The organism is Nocardia sp. NPDC050697 (genome assembly GCF_040654395.1).
GTDB lineage: Bacteria > Actinomycetota > Actinomycetes > Mycobacteriales > Mycobacteriaceae > Nocardia.
In genome coordinates, this window is record NZ_JBFAHY010000001.1 from 588,649 (window position 1) to 603,114 (window position 14,466).

General features: G+C 73.3%; 17 protein-coding genes. 11 read left to right on the forward strand and 6 right to left on the reverse strand.

Annotated features, from left to right (window positions below):
- Nucleotides 1-296: 296 nt before the first annotated feature.
- The 9 genes from AB0H71_RS02930 to AB0H71_RS02970 are packed head-to-tail and all read left to right on the forward strand — an operon-like array spanning nt 297 to nt 8,553.
- On the forward strand, nt 297-1,106 hold the full coding sequence (locus tag AB0H71_RS02930; RefSeq protein WP_357014272.1) for a hypothetical protein: 810 nt from the start codon (nt 297-299) through the stop codon (nt 1,104-1,106).
- A gap of 2 nt (nt 1,107-1,108) precedes the next feature.
- Nucleotides 1,109-2,827 (forward strand): AMP-binding protein, encoded by a 1,719-nt coding sequence (locus AB0H71_RS02935; RefSeq protein ID WP_357014274.1) that lies wholly within the window; start codon nt 1,109-1,111, stop codon nt 2,825-2,827.
- Entirely contained in the window at nt 2,811-4,238 is a 1,428-nt protein-coding gene (locus tag AB0H71_RS02940) for an AMP-binding protein (RefSeq protein ID WP_357014276.1), read from the forward strand. The genes AB0H71_RS02935 and AB0H71_RS02940 overlap by 17 nt, the downstream gene beginning before the upstream one ends.
- Entirely contained in the window at nt 4,235-5,407 is a 1,173-nt protein-coding gene (locus tag AB0H71_RS02945; protein WP_357014278.1) for a type III PLP-dependent enzyme, read from the forward strand. Before AB0H71_RS02940 ends, AB0H71_RS02945 begins: the two co-directional genes overlap by 4 nt.
- Nucleotides 5,404-5,676 (forward strand): phosphopantetheine-binding protein, encoded by a 273-nt coding sequence (locus tag AB0H71_RS02950; RefSeq protein WP_357014280.1) that lies wholly within the window; start codon nt 5,404-5,406, stop codon nt 5,674-5,676. Before AB0H71_RS02945 ends, AB0H71_RS02950 begins: the two co-directional genes overlap by 4 nt.
- Nucleotides 5,663-6,793 (forward strand): acyl-CoA dehydrogenase family protein, encoded by a 1,131-nt coding sequence (locus AB0H71_RS02955; protein WP_357014282.1) that lies wholly within the window; start codon nt 5,663-5,665, stop codon nt 6,791-6,793. Before AB0H71_RS02950 ends, AB0H71_RS02955 begins: the two co-directional genes overlap by 14 nt.
- Before the next feature lie 11 nt (nt 6,794-6,804).
- Nucleotides 6,805-7,404 (forward strand): hypothetical protein, encoded by a 600-nt coding sequence (locus AB0H71_RS02960; RefSeq protein ID WP_357014284.1) that lies wholly within the window; start codon nt 6,805-6,807, stop codon nt 7,402-7,404.
- On the forward strand, nt 7,301-8,047 hold the full coding sequence (locus AB0H71_RS02965) for an enoyl-CoA hydratase/isomerase family protein (protein ID WP_357014285.1): 747 nt from the start codon (nt 7,301-7,303) through the stop codon (nt 8,045-8,047). Before AB0H71_RS02960 ends, AB0H71_RS02965 begins: the two co-directional genes overlap by 104 nt.
- On the forward strand, nt 8,044-8,553 hold the full coding sequence (locus AB0H71_RS02970) for a GNAT family N-acetyltransferase (RefSeq protein WP_357014287.1): 510 nt from the start codon (nt 8,044-8,046) through the stop codon (nt 8,551-8,553). Before AB0H71_RS02965 ends, AB0H71_RS02970 begins: the two co-directional genes overlap by 4 nt.
- A 4-nt stretch (nt 8,554-8,557) precedes the next feature.
- Here AB0H71_RS02970 and AB0H71_RS02975 read toward each other — a convergent pair whose 3' ends face one another.
- Nucleotides 8,558-9,331 (reverse strand): hypothetical protein, encoded by a 774-nt coding sequence (locus AB0H71_RS02975; RefSeq protein ID WP_357014289.1) that lies wholly within the window; start codon nt 9,329-9,331, stop codon nt 8,558-8,560.
- Between the two features lie 155 nt (nt 9,332-9,486).
- Here AB0H71_RS02975 and AB0H71_RS02980 point away from each other — a divergent pair, with 155 nt between their 5' ends.
- Complete coding sequence (locus AB0H71_RS02980) at nt 9,487-9,702, forward strand: hypothetical protein (RefSeq protein ID WP_357014291.1); 216 nt, start codon at nt 9,487-9,489, stop codon at nt 9,700-9,702.
- Here the strand turns inward: AB0H71_RS02980 and AB0H71_RS02985 are convergent.
- Genes AB0H71_RS02985 through AB0H71_RS03000 form a run of 4 tightly spaced genes read right to left on the reverse strand, consistent with a single transcriptional unit; the run spans nt 9,687 to nt 11,935 of the window.
- Nucleotides 9,687-9,962 (reverse strand): cytochrome C oxidase subunit IV family protein, encoded by a 276-nt coding sequence (locus AB0H71_RS02985; RefSeq protein WP_357014292.1) that lies wholly within the window; start codon nt 9,960-9,962, stop codon nt 9,687-9,689. The two genes, AB0H71_RS02980 and AB0H71_RS02985, sit on opposite strands and share 16 nt — an antisense overlap.
- Before the next feature lie 4 nt (nt 9,963-9,966).
- The gene (locus AB0H71_RS02990; protein ID WP_357016116.1) at nt 9,967-10,467 is read right to left on the reverse strand and encodes a cytochrome c oxidase subunit 3; all 501 of its coding nucleotides are present in this window, start codon (nt 10,465-10,467) and stop codon (nt 9,967-9,969) included.
- A 35-nt stretch (nt 10,468-10,502) separates the two neighbouring features.
- On the reverse strand, nt 10,503-11,243 hold the full coding sequence (locus tag AB0H71_RS02995; RefSeq protein WP_357014294.1) for a hypothetical protein: 741 nt from the start codon (nt 11,241-11,243) through the stop codon (nt 10,503-10,505).
- Nucleotides 11,240-11,935 (reverse strand): hypothetical protein, encoded by a 696-nt coding sequence (locus AB0H71_RS03000; protein ID WP_357014295.1) that lies wholly within the window; start codon nt 11,933-11,935, stop codon nt 11,240-11,242. Before AB0H71_RS03000 ends, AB0H71_RS02995 begins: the two co-directional genes overlap by 4 nt.
- A gap of 84 nt (nt 11,936-12,019) precedes the next feature.
- Here AB0H71_RS03000 and AB0H71_RS03005 point away from each other — a divergent pair, with 84 nt between their 5' ends.
- Nucleotides 12,020-12,652, forward strand: a complete 633-nt coding sequence (locus AB0H71_RS03005; RefSeq protein WP_357014297.1) for a helix-turn-helix domain-containing protein — start codon at nt 12,020-12,022, stop codon at nt 12,650-12,652.
- On the opposite strand, the gene ilvD is transcribed toward AB0H71_RS03005, so the two are convergent.
- Complete coding sequence (ilvD, locus tag AB0H71_RS03010; RefSeq protein WP_357014299.1) at nt 12,636-14,330, reverse strand: dihydroxy-acid dehydratase; 1,695 nt, start codon at nt 14,328-14,330, stop codon at nt 12,636-12,638. The two genes, AB0H71_RS03005 and ilvD, sit on opposite strands and share 17 nt — an antisense overlap.
- Nucleotides 14,331-14,466: the final 136 nt, after the last annotated feature.

A 14,466-nucleotide genomic window follows, 5' to 3' on the forward strand; every position in this document is an offset into this window, starting at 1 on the left:
TACTACGGCTTCGACAAGGTCATGACAGAGGGGGCTCACTTGACCGGGTATCGATGTACTGTCGAGAACGACGCACACCGTTCGGCCCACCGCCGTTGCGCGGCAATCTAATTCACTCTTCCCGGCATTCGCACCGGCGCTTCGGCCGGTAGCTCTCCCCGATCGCTTCCGAACGCGATCGCCCACTCCCATCGGTGGCGTGCAGCCGAGCGCGCCGCTTGCTCCCGAATCGAGTTCCGCGTGCCCGCGGCACGGCGGGCTCGCTGTGCCGTGCCCGTCCCGACTCCGAGGTGATAATGAACGCCGACACCGCCGAGAGAACCGCCGAGAAACTGCTCCGGACGGCCCCGCCCGACTACGACTGCGTGACCGGCAATGTCGCCGCCCTGCTCGCGCTGCACGATATCGACCCGGACCGCCTGCTGGGCGGATACTTCTGTGCCGCACCGGCTTCCGGTCCCGGCGGGGAGCTCTCCTTCGCGGGGATCGGCGCGGGGCAGCTGGAGCGCGCCACCGCCGCCGGCGCCGTCCGGATTCACGCGGGTGAAGGTCCCGGCCCGGATACCGCCGCCGCCCTGGTCGCCATCGGCGACGCCTACGCCATGCCCTGGACGCCCTACGCCGGGCAGAAACACATCGAGCACGGATTCCTCGTGCTCGGTACGGATCTCGCCTTCGACCCCTACCGCACCATCACCGAGTTCGGCGCGGCCGTCCCGACGGTGATCACCGAGCCGGACCGGCGCGCCGCCACCATCACCAGGCACCTCAAGGTCGAAGTAATCGATCCCGGAGCCTGTGCGGCCGAACCGGTTTCGCACACCGACCCGGACGCCACCGCCGAATACCGCGAGCGGCTGCGCGGGGGCACGCTCACCCTGGACCAGCTGGCACTGGACACCTGGCTGCTGGCCAGGGCGCGCCGGGTCAACGACCGCTACCGCCCCGGGCTGCTCGCCGAGTCCATCGAGGCCTGGACCCGGGCATCCGAGGTTGTGTACCTGGCGCTGCGGCGGGCGAAGCGCGGCCGCTCGGTGCCGGCGACCTACATCGACGCCGTCGCCGCCGCGCTCGACGTCGACGCCGACGTGGCGGGGCGGTGGTGACCGTGGCGACCGTCATCGACGAAATGCTCGCCGGGCTCGCCGATTTCGGTGACCGGCCCGCCCTGGAGTCGCCCGGCGGCGTGCTCTCCTACGCCGAGCTGGCCGCGGCCGCCGACGCGCTCGGCGCCCGGATCCGGCGCGAGACCGGCGCCGTCACCGGCAGCAGAATCCTGCTCTCCAGCACGCACGCCCCCGGAACCGTCGTCGCCATGCTGGCCTGCGCCCGCGGCCACCTCACCTACGTACCGGTCCCGGACGACCTGCCCGCGGCCCGGCTGGCGCAGCTCCGCGCCGCCGTGCGGCCGGTGGCGCAGCTGCGTGCCGACGGCGCCGAGGTGGCCGTCGAGCGCCTCGACCTCGACCCGGGCGGCTACCGGCTGCCGCGCAATGCCGCGCAGCCCGCGCTGGTCCCGCTGGCGATCCTGCACACCTCCGGCTCTACCGGCACCCCGAAGTCGGTGCTCATCGCGCAGGAGAACCTGAACCACTTCGTGCGCTGGTGCCGCACCGAGCTCCCGCTGGAGGCGGGGGACCGGGTGGCGCTGCTCTCCCCGCTGCACTTCGACCTCTGCACGCACGACCTCTTCCACGGCCTCGGGGCCGGCGCCACGCTGGTGCTGCCGAGCGAGACCGAGCGCACCAGCCCGCAGGCGGCGAGCGCCTTCCTGGCCGGCCGCGGCATCACCTCCGCCTACATGGTGCCGACCTTCCTGGAGCGGGTGGCGCAGTCGGCGCTGCGCACCGGCGGCCGGGCGCGGGTGCGGCGCGTCATGTTCGCCGGGGAGCGGCTCACCGCGCGCGGCCGCGAGCTGGTCGAGCGGGCCTACCCGGAGGCGGTGCTGCACAACCTGTACGGGCCCATCGAGACCAATGTGATCACGGCGCTGCGGCTGGAGCGCGGGCGCCCGCACGACAGCTCCGAGGTCGGCACCGAGCTCCCCGGTGTCGCGCTGCGGGTGCGCCGCGCGGACGGCACCGTCGCCGACGAGGGCCGCGGCGAGCTGCTCGCGGGCGGCACCGCGGTCACCCCCGGCTACCTGGACGCCGAGCAGAACGCCGCGCGCTTCCTCGCCGCCGAGGGCAGGCGCTGGTACCGCACCGGCGACGAGGCGACGCTGCGCGACGGCGCCGTGCGGCTGCACGGCCGGCTGGACAGCATGGTCAAGCTCCGCGGCCAGCGGGTCGAGCTGGACGAGGTCGAGGCCACCGTCGCGCGGCTCGGCGAGGTGCGCGCCGTGGCGGTGGTCGTGCGGCCCTCCGGCGACAGCGTCGACGCCTTCGTCCAGCCCGCCGGAGCCACCGATCCGGCCGCGCTCGCCGCCGAGATCCTCGGGCACTGCCGCAAGCTGCTGCCGCCGGTGGCGGTGCCCGGCGCGGTGCACGTGCTGCCCGAGCTGCCGGTGACCGCCACCGGCAAGGTGGACCGGCAGGCGCTGCGCGCGCTGCGGCCGGTCGCCGAGCCCGCGCCCGAGGTGGCAGCGGCGGCCAGCCCGGTGCAGCTCATCGAGCACTACCTGGCCGAGCACCTGGGCAGCGCGCCCGCCGAGATCCACGCGCTGCGCGCGCTCCGCGACCACCCGCGCTTCAACTCGCTGGTGGCCGCCGAGTGCATCGAGGCGGTCGAGGACCACCTGGGCCGCGCCGCCGACTATGCCCGCTTCACCGAGAAGTCCTTCGAGAGCATCGGATCGATGGGAGAACTCTTTGCCGAGCACCATTAGGACCGCCGCGGGCTTCTCCGGCCTGCTGCACCGCGCCCCGGCGAGCTTCGGCATCCGCGACGAGGACGGATTGTGGCGCGCGGGCGACCTGGACCGCTGGGCGAGCGAGGTGGAGTCCGCGCTGCGCGACGCCGGCCTCGAGCCGGGCGACCGGGTGCTCGCCGTGGTGCGGCGCACCGCCCGCGACGTCGCCACCCTGATCGGCGCGCAGCGCGCCGGCGCGGTCGTGGTCCCGGCCGACAGCGGCATACCGGTGCGGCGCCGCGCGGCCATCGCCGCCGATTGCGGCGCCCGATTCTCGATCACGCACGACGGGAACGGGATTCGCACGCATCCGCTGGCCGGACCCGACGGCGCGCACGGCGAGCACGCGGGCGGGCTGCTGATCTACACCTCGGGTAGCTCCGGCACGCCCAAGGGCATTCTCTGCCCACCGGCCGCGGTCGGCTTCGCGGTGCGGGCCATCGCCGAGTGCCTGCGCTACCGCCCGGACGACGTGATCGCCCAGCCGCTGCCGCTGACCTTCGACTACGGCCTCTACCAGGTGTGGCTCGCCATGCTGGCCGGCGCGGTGGTGCGGCTGTACCCGGAGGGCGCGGCCGGCCCCGCGCTCCTCGGCCGGCTCGCCGCCGACGGCGTCACCGTGCTGCCGAGCATGCCGGTGCTCTCCGAGGCGCTCGTCCGGCTCGCCGACCGGCGCGGCCGCACCCTGCCCGGGCTTCGGCTCATCACCTCCACCGGCGGCGCCTGCGCCCCGGCCCAGGTGCGCGGGCTGCGCCGGCTGGCCCCCGCGGCCCGGATCGTGCCCATGTACGGGCTCACCGAGTGCAAGCGCGCCGCCATCACCGACCCGGCGCGCGCCGACGACAGCGCCAGCGGAACCGCGCTGCCCGGCACCGAGATCCGCATCGTCGCGGACGGCGCCGCGCTGCCCGCGGGCGCGGTGGGCGAGATCCACGTCGGCGGCCCGCACGTCATGGCCGGGTACTGGCCGGTCACCGACCCGGTACGGAACGAGCGGTTCCGCACCGATGCCGACGGGGTGCGCTGGGTGGCCACCGGCGACTCCGGCTACCTGGACGCCGTCGGCAACCTGCACGTCGAGGGCAGGCTGGACGACGTCTTCAAGGCCAACGGCTACCGCACCAGCGCCGCCGAGGTGGAGGCCGCGCTGCGCGCCGTCGACGGCGTCGAGGAGGCGTGTGTGCTGCCCCCGCGCGGCGACACCCCCTACGCCGCCGCCTACCGCGGCGCCGCCACCGCCGACGCGGTGCGCGCGCACCTGGCCGAGCTGCTCGAACCGGCCAAGCACCCCGCCACCCTGACCGCGCTGGCGGAGCTGCCCCTCAACCACAACGGCAAGATCGACCGCCGCGCGGTCGCCCGGCTACTGGAAGGCGAGCCCGAGTGAACGACGACACCAGCACCTACGTCTACGAACTGTCCGCGGTCTCGGAGGCGATCGCCGCGCTGCGCGATCAGCTCCCCGACGGCTCCGCGCTGCTGTACTCGATGAAGGCCAACCCGCACCCGGCGGTGGTCGAGCACGCCGCCCGGAGCGGCACCGGGCTCGAGGTCAGCTCCGAGGGCGAGCTGGCGATCGCGGTCCAGGCCCGGCGCCGCAGCGGGCGCGCCGCGGAGGTGGTCTGCACCGGCCCCGGCAAGACCGCGGCCTACCTGCGGGCGGCCGCCGAGGCGGCGGCCGTCGTCAGCATCGAGACCCCCACCGAGCTGCGCCGCATGCGCGAGCTCGGCATCACCGGCCAGGACATCCTGGTGCGGATCAACGCCAGCGCCGCCTCGCAGCGCGCCGGGCTGCAGATGACCGGCACCGCCTCGCAGTTCGGCGTGGACGAGGAGGACGCCGACGCGGTGGTGCGGCAGGTCATCGAGGCCGGGCACCGCTTCCGCGGCGTGCACCTCTACATGGGCAGCAATATCGAGTCCGAGGACGACCTGGCCGGGCAGTTCGAGATCTCCACCCGGATCGCCGAGCGCTACGCCGGCGACGCGGCGGGGGAGTTCATCGCCGACCTGGGCGGCGGCTTCGGGCACCCCTTCGCGGTGCCCGGCGCCCGCCCGCACTGGCCGGGGCTGCGCGCCCGGCTCGAGGCGCTGACCGCGCGGCTGCGCGACCGCGGCGCCCGGGTGACCTTCGAATCCGGCCGCTACCTGACCGGTGGCTGCGGCGTGCTGAAGACGGTGGTGCTCGACGTCAAGCGCTCCAAGGGCCAGCGCTTCGTGGTGCTCTCCTCCGGGGTGAACCACCTCGGCGGCCTCTCCGGGCTGCGCAGGCTGCCCCAGGCCCGTATCGGAACCGACGACACCGCAACGGGTTTCGAGCCCGAACGCATCGTCGGGCCGCTCTGCACCCCGGTCGACGTGCTGAACAAGCAGTCCGCCACCGAACTCGCCATCGGCGACACCGTCACCATCCCCAATGTCGGGGCGTACGGCCTGAGCGCCTCGCTCACCAACTTCCTCGGCCACCCCTATCCGGCCGAGGAGATCCGGCTCGACGGCCGGCTCGTCACCACCACCTGCGCCCAGGTGGTCCACAGAGAGGTAGTACCGGCATGACCCAGACCGACGCTCCCGCCACCGACCGCATCGCGACCGTCGTCGCCGACTCGGTCCGGGCCGAGGTGCCCGCGCTCCCCGCCGACGTACCCCGCGACGCCGACCTGGCCGGCTACGGCCTGAACTCCATGAAGGTGGTCGAGGTGCTCTTCGCCCTGGAGGACGCCTTCGGCATCGAGATCGACGAGGACGACGTCGCCGAGGACACCTTCGCCTCGGTCGGCTCCATCGTCACCTTCCTGGTCGAGGAGAAGCATGTTGCTCGATGACGACCTGCGCGCGACCCTGATCGAGGCGGTCGACGACGCCGAGCGCGACGCCCGCTTCCCGGCCGACGCCATGAAGCTCGCCCGCGAGGCCGGGCTCCTCTCGATCGCGTTCGACGACCCCGACCCGCGCGACCTGCGGCCGCTGGTGGAGTCGATCTACGAGGCCGGGCGGGTCTCGGCCGCGCTCGGCACCATCGTCGGCATGCACCTGCAGCAGGCGCACGTGATCGCGCTGCACGGCACCGACGAGCTGCGCGCCGAGCTCGGCCCCGCCCTGGCCGAGGGCGCCACCTACATCGGCTCGGTCACCACCGAGCGCAACTCCGGCGGCGACCTGCGCGCCTCCGATTCGGTGATCACCCGGGCCGGCGGCCGGATCACGCTGGACCGGGACGCACCGATCGTCACCGGCGGCGAGGTCTGCGATTCCTTCCTGGTCAAGGTCTCCGAGCCGGACGGGCGGCCGTCGCTGGTCTACGTGCCGAGGGACGCCGCCGAGGTCGAGCTCGGCCGCTCGGCCTGGGACCCCATGGGCATGCGGGAGAGCGCCTCGGTGCCGCTGCGGCTGCGCGCCACCGTGCCGGAGCGCAATGTGGTCGGCGGCCCCGGCGGCTTCGACCGGGTGGTCAGCGACTCCTTCGGGGTGTTCGCGCACATCGGCTGGGCCGCCGCCTGGCTCGGCGCGGCGACCGAGTGCGGGAACCGGCTGGTCCGGGCGATCCGGGAGGCGCCGACGCTGCGGCGCAAGATCGGCGAGAGCGAGCTCATGCTCGGCCGGCTCGCCGCGGTGCACAGCGACCTCGACGCGGTCCGGCTGGCGCTGGACGCGCTCGTCGCCGGCTACGCCGCGGGCCGCTCCGGCACCGAATTCGCCATCCGCACCAACGATCTCAAGGTGCTCGCCGCCACCCGCTGCTTCGCGGCGGTGGACACCATGGTCGAGATCGGCGGGCTGCCGCACGGCTACATGCGCGATCCGGGCACCCGGATCGAGCGCGCCTTCCGCGATCTGCGCAGCGCCAGCCTGAACTTCTCCAACGACCGGCTCGCCGCCATCAACGGCAAGCTCATCCTGCGCGCCGGGTTCGGCCCGGCGCCGACGGCGCGCGCCCGGTGACACCGGCCCCCGTGCGGGTCACCGTAGCCCGCCGCGCGGCCGGGGAGGCGAGTACCGCGGTGCGCCGGATCTTGTTCCGGCACGCCGGGTTCCACGGTCTCGCCGCGCACGACGAGGTGCGCACCCGGCCGGGCGGGGCGCCGTACTGCACCCGGCCCGGCACGCACGTCTCGCTCACCCACGACGCCGAGTGGCTGGCGGCGGCGACCTGCCCGGCGCCGGTCGGGGTCGACGTGCAGCGCGCCGCGGGCATCTCGCCCCGCTTCGCCCGCAGGCTCGGCTGCGCCTCGGCGGCCGAGTCGGCGGCGTCCTGGAGCGTGCGCGAGGCCGTCGCCAAGCTGCGCGGCCGCGGCCTCGCCGACGCGCCCTGGCGCTACGACCTGCGGGTGCGGGCGCGGCAGGGCCGCTTCGACGAGGCGTACTGGCTCTGCGTCCCGCTCGGCGACGACACATTCCTGGCCGCGGCGAGCACTCGCCCGTGTGCCCTGGTGCTACAGGAGGTTTCCGATGACGACGTCCGCTCCGGCGGCGATCCGCACCGAGATCCGCGGCCGGGTGGCCTGGATCCGGTTCGACGGCACCCGCCCCTTCGACGGCGCGTTCTGGACTGAGCTCGCCGCCGCGCTCGACCGCGATCGCGATGTCGACTGCGTGGCGCTGCACGGCGGCCCGCGCTTCTCGGCGGGCAACAACCTGGCCTGGCTCTCCGGCGCGGTCGGGCGGGCCACCCGCCGGGGCGGGCCGGAATCGGCGCTGCGCGCGGCCGGGGCGCCCATGCGCGCGGTCGGGAGGCTGCTCAACGACAGCCCGGTGGTGACGGTCGCGGTGCTGGCCGGCGAGATCGTCGGCGCAGGTACCGAGCTGGCCGCGCTCACCGACCTGCGGGTGGCGGCCGGGCCGGTCACGCTGGCGCTGCCGGAGCCCCGGCTCGGCGTCGTCCCCGACCTCGCCCCGCCCGCGCTGCTCGCCGCCGTGCTCGGCCCCGGCCTGGCCCGGCGGCTGCTGGTGGCCGGGGAGACGGTTCGCCTCGAACCCGGCCACCGCTTCGTCGACTTCTGGTACGACGATCTCGCACGCGCGGAGACCGAACTCGGCGCGCGCACCGCCGATTTCGCCCGCGGCCCGGTGCTGCGCGCGCTGCGCGGCGCGACGGCGCGCAATGCCGCGCTCGCCGAGGCGGCGGCGCTCAATGCCGAGCTCGTCGGCGCGGACGAATTCCGCTCCGCGCTCGGCCGTTTCGCGGAGCACCGGTGACCGGGGAGCTGGTGGTCAGGCACCCCGGGCTCGCCGACGCGGCCGCCGTTCACCGCCTGATCCGCGACACCCCCGGCCTGGACACCAACTCCGCCTACCTCTACGCCCTGCTCTGCCGCGACTTCGCCGACACCTGCGCCGTCGCGGTCGCGGACGGCGCCCTGGCCGGGGTGCTCACCGGCTACCTGCGCCCCGCCGACCCCGGCACCTACTTCGCCTGGCAGACCGCGATCGCCCCGGCCGCGACGCACCCCGATATCGCCGTCCGCCTCTACGACCTGGTGCTGGCCGCCGCCGCGCACCCGATCGAGCGCATCGAGATGTCGGTCGACGCGAGCAACCGCGCGGTCAAGTTCCTGCTCTCCCGGCTGGCCAAGCGCTACGGCGCCGCCCGCACCACCGAATTGCTCTTCAGCACCGAGCAACTCGGCGGTGACCACTACCCGGAGACGCTGCACACCCTGCACCTCCCGCGCGCCGCCGAGCCGCGGGTCGCCGGCGGGTAGACCGCTACGACCCCGCGGTGGTGTCCGGCTCGTCGCTGGCGGCACGGTGCGCGTCGGCGATGACCGCCCAGAACCGGCTGCGCAGCTCGCGGGCCCGCTCCACCTCGGTGGGGTCGGGCGGTGCGGCGGGGCCGAACATCCAGGAGGGGCGGGCGTCGGCGGTGGTGTCGCGGGCGCCGAAGCGGTGCACCGCGGCGACCACCTGATCCAGCGTCTCGGCGCTCTCCACCGCGGACCAGAAGGCGGCGGGCAGGTCGGTGAGCGCCGCGAACGAGGTGGAGCTGAGCCCCAGGTCGACGGTGGTGCCGACCTCGCCGTCGTCGTCGAAGATGGTCTCGATGAAGGTGATCTCCCAGGACGGCGCGGTGCCGGCGCGGCGCAGGGTGAGCGAGGGGTGCTCGATATCGGCGGTGGTGGCCCAGGGCGAGGCGTGCGCGAGGCGGTACTGCAGCGGGCCGACGGCCGGATCCCAGCCGCGGGTGCGCACCCGCACCTCGGCGGCGCGGCCTATGGCGCGCTGCTCGACCCCGGTGCCGCCCGACCCCAGCCAGACCCGGAGCACCGCCTGGTCGGGGTAGGTGCCGAGCATGGCGCCGAGGTGCGCCAGCGCCTGCTCCCTGCTGCCCTCGAACCCGTGCACCTCCTGCTCGGTGGCGAGGCCGTAGAGCACCCCGGCCGCGCCGGGTGCGAGCCCGGCCAGGTAGTCGGTGGCCAGCGCCGTGCCGCGGGCGAGGGCGCGGGGCCAGTCGTGCTCGGGTAGCGGGTCGCGTTCGTCCATCGGTATACCCCCTGTCCCTCCCCATTCTCCCGCTGATCGGCGCCGCTGTCCCGGTAGCGGGGTGGCGCGGCGATTCGCGTGTAAACGAAACGCGCGGCCGCGCTGATTACCCTGTGCCGCCCGCGGCGGGCGGACCATCGACCAAGGAGCACCGCGTGAAAGACCCCGCTTCCCGGCTCGTCCTGGCAGGCATCTTCACCTGCCTCGGCTACCTCGCCGTGAAAATGCTGCTCGACGGCGCGCCCGCAGGCATGGACGGCTGGATCGGCACCTTCTGCACCGGCATCGTGGTCGGCGGTGCCGTCGTCCTCGGGCTGAACTGGGCGCAGCGGCGCAAGCAGGCGAAGGAGGACGATCAGCCCCAGAGGTAGATCCCGGCCAGCCCGGCCCACAGCAGCACCAGCCAGGCGTCGGTGCCGGCCCGCAGCCAGCGCGGCGCCTGCCCGACCTCCATGAACCGGCGAATCACCAACCGGCACTTGACGAACCCGAGCGCCACCACGACGACGGCCAGCTCGGCGGCGTCGTGGCCGGGGGCGAACCACCAGGCGATGACGGTGCTGCCCACCAGCGCCAGCCAGACCAGCACGAGCGCGCGCCGGTCGCGCGGCAGCGACGGAGCCTCGGTCACGGCATCACCTCAGCAGGTAGAGGATCGCGAAGATCACGATCCAGAGCAGGTCGATCATGTGCCAGTACAGCGCCCCCTGCTCCACCGGGCTCACCCGCGGCACCCGGGCCACGATGCCGAGGACGAGCAGCCCGAGCAGCAGATGCGCCAGGTGCACCCCGGTGAGCACGTAGTAGAAGGAGAAGAACTCGTCGGCCACGGTGTGCCCGGCCGCGACGGCGTGCTGCCACTCGTAGCCCTTGAGCGCCGCGAAGAGCACCCCGCAGCCGCCCGCGGCGAGCAGCAGCCGCCGCGTCGCGCGCACCGCGCCCCGCCGGATTTCCAGCACCGCGAGCGCGGCGAAGAGCGACGCGGTGAGCAGCACAACGGTATTGACGACGCCGACGCCGAGGAGCAGCTGCCGCTGCCCGGCCGCGAAGAGCTCGGGGGAGCGCGCCCGGAACACCATGTAGGTGAGGAAGTAGCAGCCGAAGAAGAACAGGTCGCCCAGGATCATCACCCACATGTGGATGTCGCCGGAGATCCGCCCGGCCGGTGCGCTCACCGGGCGGTCTCCGCGCTGTACAGCGGTGCGGTCCCGGCGGTTTCGGCCCGCGCGGCGCTGCGCATGAGTGGCAGCAGGCAGGCGATCCAGATTCCGAAGATCACCACCGCGATGTAGAAGGTGATCATGCCGTTCCAGGCGAAGGCGCCGGAGCGGAAGACCCACATCTGGGTGGCGACCACCTCGGTCACGATCTGCCAGATCGACACGTAGGCGAACCACTTCGGGAAGATCCCGTTGCGGTCGTAGAAGATCGCGATGGCGAGCACCGCGTAGGCGGCGGTGAAGCAGCCGAGCGAGCCGTTGTAGGAGAGCATGCCGAGGTCGTAGAGGAAGGAGCTGATCGCGGGGGTACGGTCCGGCCGGAAGGTGGCGGTGAGCCAGCAGATGAGCAGCAGGTGGAACCCGGGGATGGCGCCCACCCCCATGGCGGCGATGTAGGCGTAGGCCAGCAGCCGCCCCGAGCTCATGCGCTTCATGAAGTAGCCGATGATGCCGTTCGAGACGGCCGCGCCGCCCGCGATCACCAGCAGGATGCCGAACCCGAGCCGGATCCCGGTCGCGTGCTCGGCGAACCACCGCGCCGTCTGCTCGGCGGTCACGTCAGGGCGCGGCGGCGGGGTCGCGCGGCCGAGGAAGACCACCCCGGCCGAGAGCGCGGCGTAGAAGACGGCGAATCCCCAGTAGGCGATCCAGACATCGAGATTCCGGACCCGCTGCCGCTCCAGCACGCTCATGCCGCCCGCTCCTGCTCCCGCAGCGCCACCCGCACCCGCACGAACATGACCGCGACGAAGAGCGCGAAGGCGCCGTTGCGCAGCCAGAACGAGACGAAGCCGTCCCAGGCCAGCGGCCCGCTCCGGAACACCGCCGCCCCGGCCGATGGCGCCATGACCGCCGCGGTGAGCAGCGAGTACGGCGCCACCCAGCGCGGGAAGACCGCCCGGTCGTCCAGGTACACCGCCAGCGCCAGCAGCACGAACTGCGCCACCAGCATGCCGATCGGCGCGATGAACAGCAGCCAGGCCAGATCGTTGAGCACCTGGACGAGCGCCGGGTCGCGCTCCGGGCGGAACGCCGCGACCGCGAAGAGGATGTTCGAGAGCGCGAAGAGCGTCGCCCCCGCCACCACCGAGGTCAGGTAGGAGAAGGCGAGGATCCGGCTCTGCCCGCCCATCCGCGCCATCCGGCCCATGATCAGCACGAAGAACGGCACGATCATGATCCCGCACAGATTGAACCCGACCATGCTGAACCGGGTGAGCGCGGTGTTGTCCAGGTAGAACCGCGCCACCTCGTCGGGCGTCATGCTCGGCGACATGGGCGGGAAGAAGCCGGGGAAGGCCACGAACAGCACCCCCAGCACGACCGCGACCACCGGGGTCGACCACAGAATCGCGTACTGCGCCCGCAGATCGGCGTCGTCCATAGGTGTTCCTCCCGCTCCCGCGCCCACCGAGGATCGCAACTTTCCTGACGGTAGTCAATAACTGGGGAGCGGTAATATCGCTGTGTGGCAGCAACTCCGAAAAATGACCAGCGTCAGCACAGGGCGACACCGGTGCGGGCCCGCTCGCAGGCCAGCCGGGAGGCGATCATGCAGGCGGCCATGGCGCTGTGGCGCACGAAGGGGTTCGCGGGCACCACCGTCACCGATATCTGCAAGGCGGCGGGGGTCTCGAAGGCGTTGTTCTACGTGTACTTCGCGCGCCGAGAGGAGATCCTGCTCGCGCTCGAGGTGTTCACCATGCGGGAGGCGCACGCCGCCGCCGAGGCGGTGCTGGCCCGCCCCTACGAGCTGCGCGAGGTACTCACCGCGGTGATCGGGACGCTGGAGCAGCGGGCCCGCCGCTACCCCGCCGAGCTCATTTTCGAGGCGGTGCTGGAGACCTACCGGCTGGAGCGGCGGGTGCTCGCCGACGGAGCGAGCGCGGCGGATATCGCCTACCTGTTCCTCGGGCCGTTCCAGCGGGCGCAGCGCGACGGCAAGCTGGGCCCGGACGTCGATGTGGTGCGGCTGGCCCGGCTGGCGCAGATGCTGGTCGCCGACGGCGTCCGCTGCTGGGCCGCGGCCGATTTCGGCGACGAGCCGCTCACGCCGCGGCTCGCCGCCGAGATCGATACCGTGCTCAGCGCGGGTTGGTGATGGCCCCGGTCTCGGCGCCCTGCACCAGCCGGGCGTACTTGCCGAGCACGCCGCGGGTGTAGCGCGGCTCGTTCGGCACCCAGCCCTCCCGCCGCGCGGCCAGCTCGGCCTCGTCGACCAGCAGGTCCAGCGCCTTCTCGTGGACGTCCACCCGGATGCGGTCGCCGTCCCGCACGAAGGCGATCGGCCCGCCGTCCCGCGCCTCCGGCGCCACGTGGCCGATGCAGAAACCCCACGTGCCGCCGCTGAACCGGCCGTCGGTCACCAGCGCGCAGTCGGCACCGCGCCCGGCGCCCTTGAGCGCGCCGGTGATGGCGAGCATCTCGCGCATCCCCGGCCCGCCCTTGGGCCCCTCGTAGCGGATCACCAGCACCGTGCCCGGCTCGATCTCCCCGGCCAGGATCGCGGCCATCGCCCCGTCCTCGCCGTCGAAAACCCGGGCCGGGCCCTCGAAGAGCATCTGGTCGGCGGTGAGCCCGGCGACCTTGACCACGCTGCCCTTCGGCGCGAGCGAGCCGCTGAGCACATTGATGCCGCCGTCGCGGTGGATCGGGCGGTCGATGGGGTAGACCACGACCCCGTCCGGGGCGGGCGGGTCGATCTCGGCCAGGTTCTCCGCCATGGTCTTGCCGGTGACGGTGAGGCAGTCGCCGTGCAACAGCCCGGCGTCGAGCAGCTGCTTGAGCACCACCGGGACGCCGCCGACCCGGTCCAGCTCCAGCATGTGAAACCGCCCGCCCGGCTTCATGTCCGCGACATGCGGGACCCGGGCGGCGATCCGGTTGAAATCGTCCAGGTGCAGCTCGACCCCGGCCTCGTTGGCGATGGCGAGCAGGTGCAGCACCGCATTGGTGCTGCCGCCGAGCGCGGAGGTCACCGCGATGGCGTTCTCGAAGGCCTGCTTGGTCAGGATCTGGCTGGGCCGGATGCCGAGCCGCAGCATGCCGACGATCGCCTCGCCCGCCGCGGCGGCGTCGTCCTCGCGGCGCCGGTCCACGGCGGGCGGGGAGGCCGAGCCGGGCAGGCTGAGCCCGAGCGCCTCGGCGATCGAGGACATGGTGTTGGCGGTGAACATGCCGCCGCAGGCGCCCTCGCCGGGGCAGGCCTTGCGCTCGATCTGGCCCAGCTCGTGCTCGTCGATCTTGCCCGCCGCGCAGGCGCCGACCGCCTCGAAGACGCTGGTGATGTCGAGCGAGGTGCCGTTGTGGTTGCCGGGCAGGATGGAGCCGTTGTAGACGAAGACGCTGGGCAGGTCGAGCCGGGCGGCCGCCATCAGCATGCCGGGGATGGACTTGTCGCAGCCGGCCAGCCCGATGAAGCCGTCGAGGCGCTCGGCGTGCACCACCGTCTCCACGCTGTCGGTGATCACCTCGCGGCTCACCAGCGAGGCGCGCATTCCCTCGTGGCCCATGGAGATGCCGTCGCTGACGGTGATGGTGCCGAACTCCAGCGCCACCCCACCTGCCGCGCGCACCCCGGCCTTGGCCCGCTGCGCCAGCGTGCGCAGGGTGAGGTTGCACGGGGTCACCTCGTTCCAGGCCGAGGCGATGCCGATCTGCGGTTTGTCCCAGTCGTCGTCGGTCAGCCCGACGGCGCGCAGCATGGCCCGGGAGGGGGCCCGCTGCATCCCGTCGGTGACATCGCGGCTGCGCGGCTTCATATCGACCGGATCTGTCATTTCCGGGAGGCTACCCCATCGTCTTCCGGCAGCCGTGACCAGCATTGTTACCGCGAACGCAACTCTTCGGTGGGGTCATTACCGCATCCGGCAACATTGCTCGGGCTCCGCTCAACGCAGCACGGTGCCGCCGTCG

Bases quoted from the DNA above. Each gene is read 5' to 3' on its own strand.
- AB0H71_RS02930 (WP_357014272.1), top strand. From the start codon at position 297: ATGAACGCCGACACCGCCGAGAGAACCGCCGAGAAACTGCTCCGGACG.
- AB0H71_RS02950 (WP_357014280.1), top strand. From the start codon at position 5,404: ATGACCCAGACCGACGCTCCCGCCACCGACCGCATCGCGACCGTCGTC.
- AB0H71_RS02955 (WP_357014282.1), top strand. From the start codon at position 5,663: ATGTTGCTCGATGACGACCTGCGCGCGACCCTGATCGAGGCGGTCGAC.
- AB0H71_RS02965 (WP_357014285.1), top strand. From the start codon at position 7,301: ATGACGACGTCCGCTCCGGCGGCGATCCGCACCGAGATCCGCGGCCGG.
- AB0H71_RS02975 (WP_357014289.1), bottom strand. From the start codon at position 9,331: ATGGACGAACGCGACCCGCTACCCGAGCACGACTGGCCCCGCGCCCTC.
- AB0H71_RS02990 (WP_357016116.1), bottom strand. From the start codon at position 10,467: ATGTGGGTGATGATCCTGGGCGACCTGTTCTTCTTCGGCTGCTACTTC.
- AB0H71_RS02995 (WP_357014294.1), bottom strand. From the start codon at position 11,243: ATGAGCGTGCTGGAGCGGCAGCGGGTCCGGAATCTCGATGTCTGGATC.
- AB0H71_RS03000 (WP_357014295.1), bottom strand. From the start codon at position 11,935: ATGGACGACGCCGATCTGCGGGCGCAGTACGCGATTCTGTGGTCGACC.
- ilvD (WP_357014299.1), bottom strand. From the start codon at position 14,330: ATGACAGATCCGGTCGATATGAAGCCGCGCAGCCGCGATGTCACCGAC.